Annotated in this window: 15 protein-coding genes; 7 read left to right on the top strand and 8 right to left on the bottom strand. The window is 58.8% G+C overall.

Features of this window, described 5'->3' with window-relative positions; all coding sequences use genetic code 11:
- Positions 1 to 17 precede the first annotated feature (17 nt).
- The 5 genes from asd to ACTG1K_RS06900 all read left to right on the top strand — a co-directional run bounded on the left by asd (position 18) and on the right by ACTG1K_RS06900 (position 2,013).
- On the top strand, positions 18 to 890 hold the full coding sequence (gene asd, locus ACTG1K_RS06920) for an archaetidylserine decarboxylase (RefSeq protein ID WP_440004995.1): 873 nt from the start codon (positions 18 to 20) through the stop codon (positions 888 to 890).
- Complete coding sequence (locus tag ACTG1K_RS06915) at positions 887 to 1,150, top strand: VF530 family DNA-binding protein (RefSeq protein WP_440004994.1); 264 nt, start codon at positions 887 to 889, stop codon at positions 1,148 to 1,150. The genes asd and ACTG1K_RS06915 overlap by 4 nt, the downstream gene beginning before the upstream one ends.
- 104 nt (positions 1,151 to 1,254) lie before the next feature.
- Complete coding sequence (locus tag ACTG1K_RS06910) at positions 1,255 to 1,380, top strand: hypothetical protein (RefSeq protein WP_362793967.1); 126 nt, start codon at positions 1,255 to 1,257, stop codon at positions 1,378 to 1,380.
- Positions 1,370 to 1,621 carry a DUF2960 domain-containing protein gene (locus ACTG1K_RS06905; RefSeq protein ID WP_005338984.1) on the top strand — a complete coding sequence of 84 codons (252 nt, stop codon included), beginning with the start codon at positions 1,370 to 1,372 and terminating at the stop codon, positions 1,619 to 1,621. Before ACTG1K_RS06910 ends, ACTG1K_RS06905 begins: the two co-directional genes overlap by 11 nt.
- Before the next feature lie 2 nt (positions 1,622 to 1,623).
- Positions 1,624 to 2,013 carry a hypothetical protein gene (locus tag ACTG1K_RS06900; RefSeq protein ID WP_236367561.1) on the top strand — a complete coding sequence of 130 codons (390 nt, stop codon included), beginning with the start codon at positions 1,624 to 1,626 and terminating at the stop codon, positions 2,011 to 2,013.
- 96 nt (positions 2,014 to 2,109) lie between these two features.
- Here ACTG1K_RS06900 and ACTG1K_RS06895 read toward each other — a convergent pair whose 3' ends face one another.
- From ACTG1K_RS06895 to gpt, 5 genes are all read right to left on the bottom strand, one after another.
- Positions 2,110 to 3,363, bottom strand: coding sequence for a glutamate-5-semialdehyde dehydrogenase (locus ACTG1K_RS06895; protein ID WP_440004993.1), 1,254 nt, complete (start codon positions 3,361 to 3,363; stop codon positions 2,110 to 2,112).
- 34 nt (positions 3,364 to 3,397) lie between these two features.
- Positions 3,398 to 4,501: a glutamate 5-kinase gene (gene proB, locus ACTG1K_RS06890; protein WP_042080580.1), complete on the bottom strand. Its 1,104-nt coding sequence runs from the start codon at positions 4,499 to 4,501 to the stop codon at positions 3,398 to 3,400.
- 179 nt (positions 4,502 to 4,680) lie between these two features.
- Positions 4,681 to 5,073 carry a sigma factor-binding protein Crl gene (gene crl, locus ACTG1K_RS06885; protein WP_005339003.1) on the bottom strand — a complete coding sequence of 131 codons (393 nt, stop codon included), beginning with the start codon at positions 5,071 to 5,073 and terminating at the stop codon, positions 4,681 to 4,683.
- A 62-nt stretch (positions 5,074 to 5,135) separates the two neighbouring features.
- Positions 5,136 to 6,404, bottom strand: a complete 1,269-nt coding sequence (gene frsA / locus ACTG1K_RS06880; protein ID WP_425857018.1) for an esterase FrsA — start codon at positions 6,402 to 6,404, stop codon at positions 5,136 to 5,138.
- 172 nt (positions 6,405 to 6,576) lie between these two features.
- Positions 6,577 to 7,044 carry a xanthine phosphoribosyltransferase gene (gpt, locus tag ACTG1K_RS06875; RefSeq protein WP_005339007.1) on the bottom strand — a complete coding sequence of 156 codons (468 nt, stop codon included), beginning with the start codon at positions 7,042 to 7,044 and terminating at the stop codon, positions 6,577 to 6,579.
- A gap of 947 nt (positions 7,045 to 7,991) precedes the next feature.
- On the opposite strand from gpt, the gene ACTG1K_RS06870 reads away from it, so the two are divergent.
- Positions 7,992 to 9,443: an aminoacyl-histidine dipeptidase gene (locus ACTG1K_RS06870; protein WP_425857015.1), complete on the top strand. Its 1,452-nt coding sequence runs from the start codon at positions 7,992 to 7,994 to the stop codon at positions 9,441 to 9,443.
- An 81-nt stretch (positions 9,444 to 9,524) separates the two neighbouring features.
- On the opposite strand, the gene djlA is transcribed toward ACTG1K_RS06870, so the two are convergent.
- The 3 genes from djlA to ACTG1K_RS06855 are packed head-to-tail and all read right to left on the bottom strand — an operon-like array spanning position 9,525 to position 12,053.
- Entirely contained in the window at positions 9,525 to 10,358 is an 834-nt protein-coding gene (gene djlA, locus ACTG1K_RS06865; protein ID WP_005358354.1) for a co-chaperone DjlA, read from the bottom strand.
- Positions 10,359 to 10,377: 19 nt separating this feature from the next.
- Complete coding sequence (murU, locus tag ACTG1K_RS06860; protein ID WP_440004992.1) at positions 10,378 to 11,046, bottom strand: N-acetylmuramate alpha-1-phosphate uridylyltransferase MurU; 669 nt, start codon at positions 11,044 to 11,046, stop codon at positions 10,378 to 10,380.
- A complete protein-coding gene (locus ACTG1K_RS06855; protein ID WP_440004991.1) occupies positions 11,043 to 12,053 on the bottom strand; it encodes an aminoglycoside phosphotransferase family protein in 1,011 nt (336 codons plus the stop codon). Before ACTG1K_RS06855 ends, murU begins: the two co-directional genes overlap by 4 nt.
- A gap of 174 nt (positions 12,054 to 12,227) precedes the next feature.
- Between ACTG1K_RS06855 and lptD the strand changes: the two genes are divergently transcribed.
- The gene (gene lptD, locus ACTG1K_RS06850) at positions 12,228 to 14,669 is read left to right on the top strand and encodes an LPS assembly protein LptD (RefSeq protein ID WP_440004990.1); all 2,442 of its coding nucleotides are present in this window, start codon (positions 12,228 to 12,230) and stop codon (positions 14,667 to 14,669) included.
- Positions 14,670 to 14,682: the final 13 nt, after the last annotated feature.

Here is a 14,682-nt window from a genome sequence, read left to right as displayed (position 1 = left end):
CTACGTTGATGATGAACATGAGCATTACTGACAACCTGAAAATTGCCGGTCAATACTGTCTGCCCAAGCACGCCCTCTCCCGTCTGATCGGCAAGTTTGCTGCCGCCGAAGCGGGCAACATCACTACCAAAGTGATCGAGGCTTTTATCAAGCAGTATCAGGTCGACATGAGTGAGGCGCTGCACGAGAGCCCGGCCCACTACAAGAGCTTCAACGAGTTCTTCACCCGCGAGCTCAAGCCCGGTATCCGCCCGGTGGTAGAAGATGCCATGACCCTGGCGCTGCCGGTGGATGGCACCGTCAGCCAGCTCGGCTCCATCCAGCAGGGTCGCATCATTCAGGCCAAGGGCCACGACTACAGCGCTCGCGAGCTGCTGGGCGGCTATGAGGATCTGGTGGCGCCGTTCAAGGATGGCGACTTCGCCACCATCTATCTGGCGCCCAAGGATTATCACCGCATCCACATGCCGCTGGACGGTGTGCTGGAGAGCATGGTGTTCATGCCGGGGGATCTTTTCTCCGTCAACCCGCTTACCGCCGAGAACGTGCCGAACCTGTTTGCCCGCAACGAGCGTGTGGTCGCCACCTTCCGCACTCCGCACGGCCCCATGGCGCTGGTACTGGTCGGTGCCACTATCGTGGCCAGCATCGAGACCATCTGGGCTGGCAACATTGCGCCGACCAAAGAGAAGAAGGTGGTGCGCTGGGACTACACCGGCGACGAGGCCATTACCCTGCAAAAAGGTGCCGAGATGGGCCTGTTCAAGCTGGGCAGCACCGTGGTCTGCCTGTTTGGCCCGGGCATGCTGGCCGGTTTCGAGCCCCATCTGGCCAATGGCGTCACCACCCGCATGGGTCAGCCCTTTGCCAAGCTGGCGGAGCAGGCATGAGCGAGCAACCGAACGCCTCGCAGAAGAACAACCCGCTGCACGGGCTGACGCTGGAAGCCATCGTCACTGCGCTGGTCGAACACTACGGCTGGGAAGAGCTGGGGCAGCAGATCAATATCCGCTGCTTCACCGATAATCCCAGCATCAAGTCCAGCCTGAAGTTCTTGCGCAAGACCCCCTGGGCCAGGGAGAAGGTAGAGAGCCTCTATCTGTATGTACAACGCCAGCAGACCAAGCTGAAAGGCTCTGACTGTGTTTAAATCCGGCCTGACATCCCTGCGCAAGACGCACAGAGCTCGGGAGAAGGTAGAGAGTCTCTATCTGTATGTACAACGCAAGCAGACCAAGCTGAAAGGCCCTGACTGTGTTTAAATCCGGCCTGACATCCCTGCGCAAGACGCACAGAGCTCGGGAGAAGGTAGAGAGCCTCTACCTCTACGTCCAGCGCAAGCAAGCCAAATCGAAGAAGGAAGGGCAAGATGGCCTTTAAGATTACGTATACCTATAAAAAACAGGCCAAAGAGATCGGCTACGCGAACGACAAGTTCCGCAGCATCTACGACGCCATCGCAGCTGCCGAAGGGCTGGATCTCACCAGTTTTCACGCTATGGAGGCCCAGCTGGCTCAGGTTTGTCGCCGTGACAAGAAAAGCGTGAAGGATTACCAGGAGAACTACTTCAAAGAGTTGGGATTCTCCAACATCGTCATCGAACGGGATCTTCAGGAGTAACCATGCGCACCTTGACCCTGATGGCCGCCTCTCTGCTGCTGGCGGCATGCAGTACACCGGAACAACATCTGGTGGGCAGCGATCGTGACAGCCACGGCTGTATCGGCAGTGCGGGCTATCAGTGGTCAGCGCTCACAGGCAAATGTGTGCGCCTTTTTGAAGAGGGTATCCGGCTCAATCCAACCGATGCCAGCCAGACCAGCAGCGCCTTCGTGCTGTTCAACGCCGATCAGACGCAGGCCGAACTGCATCTACCAAGTGGCGAGCTGCTTGCGCTGACCCGTCAAGGTGCGGAGGGCAACTGGTCGTGGCAGGGCAGCGGCTACACCCTCTTTATCTGGAAGGGTTATGTGCTCAAGCACGGTGACAAGGCGCTCTATCACGGGGAATAACCCCGAGGGATATCGCACTGCGTGGTATCGGCACGATACCCGCGAAAAAAATGCCGACCCAAGAGTCGGCATTTTTGTATCTGACACAACCGGTTATCAGGCGCGGCTGAGGTAATCGGCCTGCCCTACCCACTTGTAGCTGGTGAGCTCGGTCAACCCCATGGGGCCACGGGCATGCAGCATCTGGGTCGAGACCGCCACTTCAGCGCCCAGACCAAACTGGCCACCATCAGTGAAACGGGTGGAGGCGTTCACATAGACAGCCGCCGAACCGGCGCCATTGACAAAACGCTCGGCGTTGGCCAGATCGTTGGTCAGGATGGCATCGGAGTGGCCGGCGTTGTGCTCGCGCATATGGGCCAGCGCCTCGTTCACATCCGCCACCAGCTTGACTCCCAGGGTCAGTCCCAGCCACTCGGTATCGAAATCCTCCGGCCCCGCCTCGCACAGGTTGTCGGCGCCTGCCAGCAGCGTCATGGCGTTGGCCGCGCCGACCAGCGTCACCTTGCGCTCGTTCATCAGCGTCACCAGCTGCGGCAGGAAGGTGGCAGCCACCTTCTCATGCACCAGCAGGGTATCGAGGGCATTGCAGGCGGAGGGGCGTTGCACCTTGGCGTTGTCGATGACCGCCAGAGAGCGCACCAGATCGGCACTCTCGTCGACGAAGATATGGCTGATACCGAACCCGCCGATGATGACCGGGATGGAGCTGTTCTCCTTGCACATCTTGTGCAGGCCGGCACCGCCACGGGGGATGATCATGTCCACATAGCGGTCGAGACGCAGCAACTCGCCAACCAGCGCCCGATCCGGGTTGTCGATGTACTGCACCGCCGCCTCGGGCAGGCCGGAGGCCGCCAGCGCATGCTGGATCACCCGCACCAGCTCCAGATTGGAGTGGAAGGTCTCGCGCCCGCCACGCAGTATGCTGGCGTTGCCGGTCTTGAGGCAGAGGCTGGCGATGTCGATGGTGACGTTGGGACGCGCCTCGTAGATGACGCCGATAACCCCGATGGGCACCCGACGACGGGAGAGCCGCAGGCCATTCTCCAGCACCCGGCTATCCATTTCGGCGCCGACCGGATCATCCAGAGTAATTACCTTGCGCACATCCGCCACAATCCCGGCCAACCGGGCTGGATTGAGCAGCAGGCGATCCAGCATCGCCTCTGACAAGCCTGCCTCACGACCGGCGGCAATATCTTTCGCGTTGGCTACGAGGATCTGCTCACAGCGCGCCTCAAGCTCGTCAGCGATGGCGGCCAGCGCCCGGTTCTTCTGCGCCGTGCTGATGGTAGCCAGCTGATAGGCGGCTTCTCGGGCCGCCTGCCCCATTTTCTCCAGACTCATCTCGGTTTCCTTTGTTCATGCCATGCCGCCCTGATTAGAGCAGCACCATATCGTCTCGATGGATGGCCACAGAGCCGTAGCCATAGCCCAATACCTGTTCAATCTGATCCGAGTGGACGCCGCGCAGCTTCTCCAGCTCCAGATGGTCGTAACGGCAGATGCCACGGGCCAGCTCGGCGCCCTTGGGATCAAGAATGCGCACCACATCGCCCCGAATAAAGTCGCCCTTGACGGCGACAATCCCCTTGGGCAGCAGGCTGGAGCCTTTATCCTTCATGGCGGCGACAGCCCCCTGATCCACATGCACTTCGCCGTGAGGGGGCGGGCCTGCCAGGATCCAGCTCTTGCGCCCTTCCAGCGGGGAGGCCAGCGCCGGGAACAGGGTGCCAATACGCTCGCCCTTGGCAAGACGGCCGATCACCTCCGGCATCTGGCCGGTCGCGATCACCACGTTGACACCAGCTCGACGGGCCACATCGGCGGCCTGCAGTTTGGTGGCCATGCCGCCGGTGCCGAGGCCGCTGACACTGTCACCCGCCAGCGAGCGCAAGGTATCGTCGATGGTCTGCACCTCTTCAATCAACTGGGCATCGGGATTGGTGCGCGGATCGGCAGTAAAGAGCCCCTTCTGATCGGTTAGCAGGATCAGCAGATCCGCATCCGCCAGAATGGCGGCCCGCGCGGAGAGGTTGTCGTTGTCGCCGACCTTGATCTCGGCGGTCGCCACCGCGTCGTTTTCGTTGATGACCGGAATAATGCGGTGATCAAGCAGGGTGCGCATGGTGTCGCGGGCGTTGAGGTAGCGCTCCCGATCTTCCAGATCGGCGCGGGTCAGCAGCATCTGGCCGATATGCAGACCGTAGAGGTTGAACAGATCCTGCCATACCCGAATAAGCTGGGTCTGACCAACCGCCGCCAGCATCTGCTTGTTGGGCAGGGTTGGCGCCAGTGGCGGGTGACCCAGATGTTCACGCCCGGCGGCGATAGCCCCTGATGTGACGACCACGACCCTGTGGCCGTGACGGTGCAAGGCCGCACACTGTCTGACCAGCTCGACCATATGGGCACGATTGAGCTGGGAAGACCCCCCTGTGAGCACGCTGGTGCCCAACTTGACGACTATGGTTCTGTTTTCCATGGGAGCATAAAGGCTAAAAAAGTAAGGAATATCTTTATACCCACGGCTATGGAGCCCTGCAAGGCAATTAACGCCGGGGTGAGGAGATGGGGCAAAGCCCGGATGATTGCAGTCGGAAGGGGAGATGGCTGACTGATGGCCCGGCAAACAGCAGGATGCTGCTCGCCGGGCATCAGGGATCAAGCAGCGGTCACGGTCAACTCATTGGTGACCTGATCCGCTGGCGCTAACTGACACTCCAGAGCCGTCAGTTTGTCGCTGATGAGCTTGTAGAAACGGTTGAGGGTCCGCTCCACTTCTACCTGGTGCTTCTTGGGGATCGGCTTGTCCAGCCACTCACCATCAGCATTGTAGAAACCGAGCTGATAGTGGTAACGGAAGTGGTGATCGTCCTGCTCCAGCACCAGCCACCAGCCCCAGAACTCCCGTTTGTCCGGCGCCGGCTTGGCGCTGACGCAGACCGACAGGCAGTCGAAACGATAACGCCCCTCTTCGCAGAGATCTTCGCGCAAATAGGGGCCAATGGCAGCAAACTGCCTCAGCAGTCGCTTGTAGGTCACTCTTTCAGACATGTTAACCTCCCTGTTAAACAAGCCGCGCCACCTCGGGATGGCGTCAGTTCTTTAGCGCAATGTCAGGTACACAAATGCTGTTTCAGCCACTCGACGATTTCGTCCAGTGCCTTGTCATACACCTCCAGCAAAGGCTGTTTGTCGAAAACGATGGCCTTGCCGTTACGACTGGCCGCCGCCAATGCCCGTACATCCTGCTCGGGACAAATAAAATCTCGCTTGTGTCCAATACTCAATATCGGCACAGAGGTGCGAGTCCCCAGTAATCCTTGTGTTTTAAGTGAAAAAACCTGGCACTTGGTACGCATGCCGTCCCACTGCGCCGCATCCGCCCCCAACCGGTTGGCCAGACTGTCCCGCATCATGCGCGGACACTTGGCAAACAGCTCCTGATTGGTAAACACCTGATTGACCCCGGCGCCGACACAAACCACGGTCCGCAGCTTGAACGGCTCGATAAAGGCCAGTCTGGCTGCGATATTACCCGCCAGACGCATCCCCACCATGGCGATACGCTGATGATCGACCCAGGCCACTTCGGAGAGGTAATGGAGCACCGCCTGATGGAGACGACTGGTATCCTGCACCAGCGGCCAATGCTCGGCATAGCCGACCCCGGGCATATCGAGGGAGAGCATGCCGATACCGTTGGGCTCGAGCCGTTTGAGATAGAAGTTGAGGAAATCGAGCTGCAGGGAGTCGATCCCGCCGCTGATGATCACCAGCGGCACCGGTTTTTCGGTCGTCGGCAGGTGGAGATAACCCTGAATATGCTTGCCGCGAAAAGGCACCTGGATCTCTTTGAGCGGCACCTTGAACAGGCGGCCCGCCTCGCGATAGGCCATGTTGCCAAGCAGCTGGGCCTGATCCGCCAGCTCATCATCCTTGAGGTGGGGATAGCTGGCGATGGAGTAGTAGCGCACCGCCTTGAGCAGCTGCTTCAGGGCGCCAGAAGTATCCCCCTTCTCGTGCAGTTCGCGGCCCTGCTTGAAATAGTTGCCAGCCACCTGGCTCCATTCGTAGATCCAGTTGCCGGGCACATAGCCCTTGATGGTATCGAGATAGCAGTCATGGGTGCGCTCGCCGGTCGCCATGGCGATACGGGCCAGGGTCTGCTCCACTTCGATGGGATCAGCCCCCTGCCAGGTCCAGGAGGGGCGGCGCAGCAGGCGATACCAGCTCTTTGACATGGAGCCGTCGATAAACATCTCGTCTGACTCGGCTTGCGCCAGATCAGCCGCACTGGAGTTGGAGATCTCGGATGTTTCCAATACCTTCTTGACGCGGGTAAAGAGCTGTTCGGTCAGGTTTAGGTCTTCGTTCAAGTCCAAGATAGTGTCCCATTCATATCAGGCAATAGCTCATCTTAACCACTTTTACTGCCCATCAGCCACCCTGCAACAGATTGATACACAAAAAAACAGGGCTCCAAATTGGAGCCCTGTGAAACCATTATTGCCGGTTGCGACCAATGGACGCAGCGAGCGTCACATCCCGATCCTGTTACTTTTCGTCGCAGATCGGTGTGGCGAACTCCAGAGCCATATCCCATGGCTGTTCGATCCAGGTATCCTGCGGGATCGCCACTTCGAAATCGTCCAGCAGCGCTTCGCCCATCGGCTTGGCGAAGATCGCGATGAACTTGGCTTTCGGGTAGAGCTCGCGGATCGCCTTGGCGGTGGTGCCGGTGTCCACCAGATCTTCCACCACCAGCCAGCCTTCCCCGTCACCGGCGGTGGTGGCAGCCTTCACGACCACCAGCTCGCGCTGGCTGTCATGGTCATAGCTGGAGATGCAGAGGGTTTCCACATTACGAATGCCAAGTTCACGGGCCATCAGGGCTGCGGGCACCAGACCACCACGACTGACCGCGATGATACCTTTCCACTGGCTGACAGGCAGCTGACGACGGGCCAGACGGCGAGCTTCACGTTGCAGGTTGTCCCACGACACATAGAACTTTTTCGGCATGTTATCGATCTCGAATAGTTATTTAAAAACAATCACTTAAAATAACAACATCCGCAATTATCCCTGCGGATGCCAGTAAATGGTGGCCCTTGCCCGACTGAATTCAGATTGCACTTCGGCTGCCTCAGGGCTAAGCCTCGGCAGCAAATCTGATAACAATGGAAGCAAGATGGGCTTATCCGGCGATCGGTTAGATGATGTGTCCAAACCGCGGACAGGCTGTTGGGCCGATATGATAGCACCGTTTGCAAAGAAAATGCCTGGCAAACGTATGCCAAAAACAGGAAAAATCGGCATCACCCTCTCCATTCGGCCCATCTAGAGCGCCAAACGACTAACCTGCCGTCCCTGCTGCCGAGTCCAGATGGGCTGTGCGGCAAATCGCAGATAAAAAAATAGCAGGGGGAGGATTTACCTCACGCACCTGCTGCTTTCTCGCCTCTGCCTGGTTGGGCAGCTCGTCTTAGCGACGAGTGACGAAGGGATTAGGGTAGCTGAAACCCTGGGTATACAAAGAGGGGGCAAACCAATAGGTTGAGTTGCTGCCTGGCATATTGAAACTCCTGATTGCTTAACAAGTTACGTACCTTTAATGCGGGCTCAAATCCTTGAACGAACACTCGGTTCCATGGAGGCGCACTTGCTTTGCTTCGGTTCCCTGGAGGCTTTCATCGTCATCCTGACGGGTGGCGAACCACGGGAGCTAATTTACCAGTCGGTGCGTTAAATTCAATATTTTTGTGAGATCGGTCACACATTTTCTTTTCTATCGGTCAGCGTCGTCCGAACCTGACGATCGTACTGCCTGGTTGCCATCAGCCAGCACAAGCTGCCTGCGATTTGCGCTGATTGCTCACATTTTTGTGTGATTGACTGTATTATCGTTATCCTCTTCCCCGGCCCGCTGATGGGGCCCTGTTAATTCCGTGCTGGTAAGGAGTCCCGACGTGGCACAGCTTAGCTCTCTCTCTCCCAAACTGATTTGGCATTTCTTCGAACAGATCTGCTCCATCCCCCACCCTTCCAAACATGAAGCCAAACTGAGCGCCTGGATCATCCAATGGGCTCAAGGGGAAGGTCTGGCGGTCAAGCAGGACAAGGTCGGCAACATCATCATCAAGAAACCGGCCACCCCGGGGATGGAAAATCGCAAAGCCGTGGTACTGCAGGCCCATATCGACATGGTGCCGCAGGCCAACGCCGACACCAAACACGACTTCGCGACCGATCCCATCGATGCCTATGTCGATGGTGAGTGGGTCACTGCCCGTGGCACCACTCTGGGTGCCGACAACGGCATCGGCATGGCCGGTTGCTTGGCCGTACTGGCTGACAAGACCATCAAGCACGGTCCGCTGGAAGTGCTGCTGACCACAGACGAAGAGACCGGTATGACCGGCGCCTTCGGTCTGGAAGCGGGCTGGCTGGAGGGCAAAATTCTGCTCAACACCGACTCCGAAGAGGATGGCGAAGTCTATATGGGCTGCGCTGGCGGTGTGGATGCCAATATCCGCTTCCCGCTCGAGCTGGTTGATGCTGCTGAAGGTGAAGCGTTCGAACTGGCCGTAAAAGGGCTGCGTGGCGGTCACTCCGGTTGCGATATCCATCGCGGTCGTGGCAATGCCAACAAGCTGCTGGTGCGTCTGCTCAAAGCAGCCGAGCCGCTGGGTGTTCGTCTGGCCGAGATCCACGGCGGCACTCTGCGCAACGCCATCCCGCGCGAAGCCCGTGCCACCCTGCAGGTGCCCGCTGCCAGCGTGAACGAGTTCAAGGCGCTGGTTGACCGCTATACCGGTATCTACCAGACCGAACTGGCCGCCACCGAGCCGAACCTGACCGTGCTGGTTAACAGCGCCGCCAAACCGGCCAAGTTGATGAGCGTCTCTCTGCAGCAGCGCCTGCTGAATGCCCTGATGGCCTGCCCGAACGGCGTGATGCGCATGAGCGATGCCATGCCCGGCGTGACCGAGACCTCTACCAACCTGGGGGTCATCAAGACTCAGGATGGCGAAGTGTACGTCCAGTGCCTGATCCGCTCCCTGATTAACTCCGGCCGCGAGAGCATCGAGCAGATGACCCGCTCCCTGTTCACCCTGGCGGGAGCCAGCTGCGAATTCACCGGGGCCTATCCGGGTTGGGCGCCGAACGTGGACTCCCCCGTCATGGCGCTGGTACGCAACAGCTACCAGACCCTGTTCGGCACCATGCCCAACGTGATGGTGATCCATGCCGGTCTCGAGTGCGGTCTATTCAAGAGCGCCTATCCGGAGTGGGACATGGTCTCCTTCGGCCCGACCATCCGCGGTGCCCACTCCCCTGACGAGAAGGTACATATCCCGGCAGTCGAGCGTTTCTGGCAACTGCTGGTGCACGTGCTGGAAGCGATTCCGGCCAAATAACCCGGCCAGCGCCACACGGCAAAGCAAAGCCCCGCACTGCTGCGGGGCTTTTTATTGTCTATTACAGCCAGATTCTGGCGCTTAACGGATGCCGCGGGCCTCGCGGATCCACTCCCAGGCTTGCTGGATCTCCTGGGTCTTCTCCTTGGCCATCTCCATCATCTCCGGCGGCAGCCCTTTGGCGGCCAGCTTGTCCGGATGATGCTTGCTCATCTCCTTGCGGTAGGCACGCTTGATATCCTGATCGCTGTCGCTCTCGCTTACCCCCAACAACTGGTAGGCATTCTTGAGGCGATCCGCAGAGGGTGCCGCCTGCCGATACTGCTGACCACCGGAATGGCCCCCCTGATACTGGCCATGGGCCTGATTGAAGAAGTTCATCTGCGCTTCGGCCATCGCCAGAATGCGGGCCAACTCAATGCGGCTGAAACCCAGCTCGTCGGCGATGGTGTGCAAAATGGCGCGCTCGCCCTCCTCCACCCGCCCGTCGGCAAAGGCCGCCTGCAACTGCACTTCGAGGAAGAAGCGCAGGATATCGCGCTGCCCCAGACTGGCACGGCGGAACTCGGCCAGGGTCTCGCGCAGCGGGAAGTCGGCCTCTTTACCGAGACGAAACGACTCCTGCGCCCGGGCACGCTGTTCGCCCGCCAGCCGCATCCGATCCATCAGGTTGGAGGCAACCCGGATCTCCTGCTCGGTCACCTGACCGCTGGACTTGGCGATGTGACCCATCACCGAGAAGGTGGCATGGAAAAAGACGGCTTGCTGCTCCTGACTCGGGCCGCGACGAAACGCCCCCTGCAACCCCATGCCACGGTCGAAACGGTGGCCGATCCAGAGGCCAATCAGGGCACCAATGATGTTGCCGAGCAGAAAACCGAAGAAGGCGCCCAGCACCTTACCCCAAATACGCATGGTTCAAGACCTCTTGAAGTTAATGAGTGCGGGCCTGGAGCTGGTCATCCAGCTCGCGCAGTCGATCGACCGTGCCGATATCGCGCCACTCGCCAGCGAGCAGGCTGCCGCCCACCCGCCCTTGCGCCATCCAGTCACGGAGCAGGGGCGCCAGCTTGCGGGCACCGCCCGCGAGACCGGCAAAGGCCGCCGGATCATATAGTCCGACCCCGCTGAAGGTAAACGCTGGCGTATCCATGACTCGCCCTTCTTGCAGGGCAAAGTCCCCGCTCGGGTGCTGGGGCGGATTGGGCACCAGCCAAAGGTGGGCCAGATCATCGCCAAGGGGCTGGCTGACCAGTGTGTGATAATCGAGATCGAGCCAGGTATCGCCGTTGAGCACCAGAAAAGGGTCTGCCCCCAGTAGTGGCAGCGCCTGCACGATGCCGCCCGCGGTCTCCAGCGCGCTCTCCTCGGCTGACCAGTGGATGGTCACACCAAGCGCACTGCCATCACCCAGGCTCTCGACCAGCTTGTAGCCGAGCCAGGCGTGGTTGATGACCAACTCGGTCACGCCAGCGGCTTTGAGTTTTTCGATGTGATGAACGATGAGCGGTTTTCCCCCCACCGCCAACAGTGGCTTGGGCAGCAGGTCGGTCAGCGGGCGCATCCGCTCGCCACGGCCAGCGGCCAGGATCATCGCCTTCATGATTTAACTCCAGCATTGGCGATCCCCGGCAAAACCACCTGCTCCAGCCACTGACCAAAACGGGCCAATACCGGATAGGCACTACCATGAGTGCGACAGACATCCACCACATAGCCGAGGGTGCGGGGAATATCCTTGAGATAGCCGGACTTGCCGTCGCGATGATAGAGCCGGGTGAAGATTCCGGCCGCTTTGAGGTGTCGCTGCATGCCGGTCAGGTCGGCATCACGACGGAAACTGGCATAATCTAGCTCGCCAAGCAGACCCGCCTGTTGCAGGGTGGCAAAGCCGTGACGCATCCCTTCATTGATCACCTCGTCCGGCCAGCGCACGTAGCAATCTTTCAGCAGGGAAACCAAGTCATAGGTAAGCGGCCCGATGACCATATCCTGAAAATCGATGATGGCCAGCCGGCTGCTCTCGGGAGTATCCCCGCCACACACCATCAGGTTGCGACTGTGGAAATCTCTATGCATCACCCCCTGCGGCTGGGCCAGATTGCAGGCGGTGAGGCAGGCAAAGGTCTCGTCCAGCAGTTGCTGCTCTTCATGGCTCAGAGTCAGCTGCAGATGCTGGCCCAGCAACCACTCGGGGAAAATGCTGTTCTCCCGCGCCATAAAAGCCGCATCGAAGGGTTCAAGCGCCAGTTCAACCGCCCCCAGGCGGGGCAGCAAATCAATCGCCTTGCCATACCAGGCCAGCACATTGTGTTCGTTCAGGCAGCTGATCAGCTGGGTATCGCCCAGGTCACTGACCGCCAGCAGCCCCTGTTCGTAGTCCACCGCCTTCACCTCTGGCGCCAACAGCTGACGCGCCTGCAAGGCCGCCGCGTTACGAACAAATTCATGATTTTTTTCGGTTTTCGGATTGGCATCCACCCACACCAGACCACCACCACGAGAGTAGCGGCGGAAGCTGGCATCACCGGAAATGAGGGTCAAGTGAAGACTGGCATCACCGGAAATACGGCGTGCCCACTGCAATAGCAGGGAATCGCGATCGTGCATAAGTAGAGGACCAAGGTGGAAAGCAGCACTTGGCTGTTAGCCCTGGCCGCAATAATGCTTTATCATTGCCGGCTAACATAAAGCAATGACATGCAATGTCAACTCGATGAAACCTGTCGTAAAATGCATGCCTTGGATCAACCGTATCTATCACGGATTGCACGAGTCTTTCACATGACAAAATGGACACTGGGGTACCGCTATCCCATCGCCCTGACTATCAGCCTGGCCCCCGCACTCACCCCTATGATGGTGCAGGCGGCCCCGTTCGAAGCGCCGCCAGCCACCGGCATTCTCGATAGTCTCTGCTATGACTATGTTCCCAAGATAGAGAAGCCTGCATCGGATCAGGATGCCAACGCGCAGCCGGTCGAGGTTGATGCCGACCGTCTCGAGGCCAAACAGGGCGGCACCGCCGTCTATGAAGGTGACGTCAAGGTTCGTCAGGGTGTTCGCAAGTTTGACTCCGACTATGCCCAACTCGACCAGAAGAGCCGGGATGTCATCGCCATCGGCAACATCTATTACAACGACGGTCAGGTGACCGTCACCAGCGACAAGACCCTCAAATCCAACCTGGATACCAAGAACTCCGAACTGGAAGAGGGCAAGTATCAGGTGCATGGCTCACCGGTGCGCGGCTTTGCCAAGCGCGTGGTGATGACCAACAACAACCAGAACATCACCATGGAGGGGGCCCAGTACACCACCTGCCCCCCCGGTCAGGAAGTGTGGACCCTCAAGGCGGGCAGCATCGACATCGACCAGAAAGAGGTGTTCGGCGAAGCCTGGAACGCCAGCCTCTGGCTCTATGACTACCCGGTGTTCTACTTCCCCTATATCAACTTCCCCATCAAGGATGAGCGGAAGACCGGTCTGCTCTACCCGGGTTACAAGCAAAGCTCCAGCAACGGCATGGATATCACCCAGCCCTTCTACTGGAACATAGCTCCCAACTACGATGCCACCATCACCTCCCGTTTTATGGATAAACGCGGCCTGATGGAGCAGGTGGAGTTCCGCTACATGCCGGACCCCGCACATGCAGGTATTCTGTACTTTGAAAATCTGGCGGATGACAAGCAGTACAACCCAAGCAACTCCAATCTTTCAGATGGCCATCGTTACCTGATGAATGTCCGTCACGGCTCAACCCTGATGGATGGTTCACTGCGCTTTGGCGTCGACTACACCCAGGTGCGGGACAAGGATTACAACTACTTCAACGACTTCAGCCCGCAAGTGGGCACTCAGGTCGACAGCCAGTTGCAGCAATCCTTTACTGCCGGCTACTACCAGCAGAACTGGAACCTGACGTCAGAGATCCGCCGTTATCAAATTCTGCGTCCCGACGTACCATTGCCCCACGAGATGCTGCCGCGTATCGACTACAACTACTATCAACAGGGTAAGTGGTTCGATCTGGCCTGGAACAGCGAGCTAACCAAGTTTGGCTATGACAGTGGTAACGCTAACACTCAGCAAGCCGGTGAGCGCTACACTGCCACCCGTCTGCATCTGGCACCGACTCTGACCGTGCCTCTGGTGGATGCACCGGGTTACTACCTGACCAGCCAGTACAAGCTGATGTTTACCTCCTACAACCAGGAGGTACCCGATAATCTGGTTAGCCAGGACCGCAGCCGCTTCACCGATGCAGACAGCAAACAGCTGACCCTGAAAGAGGGCACCATTACCCGTACTCTGCCCTCCTTCCGCCTCAAGGGAGGCGTCAACTTCGATCGCCCGCTCGACTGGTATGATGGCAAGGGTACCCAGACTCTGGAACCCGAATTCCAGTATCTCTACGTTCCCTATCGGGATCAGGACGAGATCGGGATCTACGACTCCACCACCACCCGTCAGGATTACTACAGCCTGTTCAGCGATCGCCGCTTTGCCGGTCTCGACCGCATCAGCGATGCCAACCGGGTAACCGCAGGCCTGACCAGCCGGATCTACGACAACGTAGGTGATGAACGGTTGCGTCTGGCGGTGGCCCAGGCCTTTGAGATGACAGCACCCAAAGTGCGCCTCTACCCGTCCGACCCGGAAAGTACCAACGCTCGCTCCCTGCTCTCATTCGAGGGGGATGCCCGGATCACCGATGAGTGGTTTGCCCATGCGGGGACCCAGTACGACACCTCCGAGGGGGAATTTACGGCTGGCAACGGTGCGGTCGAATACCGGACCGGCAAGCTGACCACCCAGGCCAACTACCGCTACATCAAGGATGGCAACCTGGACTATCTCTATCCGACCAACACAGCGCTGGCAGAAGATCTGAGCCAGGCGGGTCTGGTGATGATGGCTCCGATCGCCGATCAGTGGCAGATGTATGGCGGTTACTACCGTGATATCAAGCAGGATGTGAACATTGACCGCAAGGTCGGTGTCAAATACGACTCCTGCTGCTGGAGCATCAATATGAGCCTGGAGTGGCACAACCAGCCACAGTGGGAAAACAATGTTCTCACGTCACGCTCGGAAAAAGTCATTGGTCTGCAGTTTGAAATGAAGGGACTTGGCAGCGTGGGTACCGGTGGCCGCAGTGTCACCCTGGATACCGAGCTGTTGCCCTATGTTCGCCCGTTTAATCTGAAAGGTCAGCAATGATGCTGGCCCAGCC

Source organism: Aeromonas sp. 102P, assembly GCF_051920345.1.
Classification (GTDB): domain Bacteria; phylum Pseudomonadota; class Gammaproteobacteria; order Enterobacterales; family Aeromonadaceae; genus Aeromonas; species Aeromonas veronii.
Note: the sequence above shows the minus strand (reverse complement) of the source record. Positions and strands in the feature narration are given on the sequence as shown.

Coding starts and splice junctions, on each gene's coding strand:
- asd (WP_440004995.1), top strand. CDS start 18: ATGAGCATTACTGACAACCTGAAAATTGCCGGTCAATACTGTCTGCCC.
- ACTG1K_RS06915 (WP_440004994.1), top strand. CDS start 887: ATGAGCGAGCAACCGAACGCCTCGCAGAAGAACAACCCGCTGCACGGG.
- ACTG1K_RS06905 (WP_005338984.1), top strand. CDS start 1,370: ATGGCCTTTAAGATTACGTATACCTATAAAAAACAGGCCAAAGAGATC.
- ACTG1K_RS06900 (WP_236367561.1), top strand. CDS start 1,624: ATGCGCACCTTGACCCTGATGGCCGCCTCTCTGCTGCTGGCGGCATGC.
- ACTG1K_RS06895 (WP_440004993.1), bottom strand. CDS start 3,363: ATGAGTCTGGAGAAAATGGGGCAGGCGGCCCGAGAAGCCGCCTATCAG.
- proB (WP_042080580.1), bottom strand. CDS start 4,501: ATGGAAAACAGAACCATAGTCGTCAAGTTGGGCACCAGCGTGCTCACA.
- crl (WP_005339003.1), bottom strand. CDS start 5,073: ATGTCTGAAAGAGTGACCTACAAGCGACTGCTGAGGCAGTTTGCTGCC.
- gpt (WP_005339007.1), bottom strand. CDS start 7,044: ATGCCGAAAAAGTTCTATGTGTCGTGGGACAACCTGCAACGTGAAGCT.
- djlA (WP_005358354.1), bottom strand. CDS start 10,358: ATGCGTATTTGGGGTAAGGTGCTGGGCGCCTTCTTCGGTTTTCTGCTC.
- murU (WP_440004992.1), bottom strand. CDS start 11,046: ATGAAGGCGATGATCCTGGCCGCTGGCCGTGGCGAGCGGATGCGCCCG.
- ACTG1K_RS06855 (WP_440004991.1), bottom strand. CDS start 12,053: ATGCACGATCGCGATTCCCTGCTATTGCAGTGGGCACGCCGTATTTCC.
- lptD (WP_440004990.1), top strand. CDS start 12,228: ATGACAAAATGGACACTGGGGTACCGCTATCCCATCGCCCTGACTATC.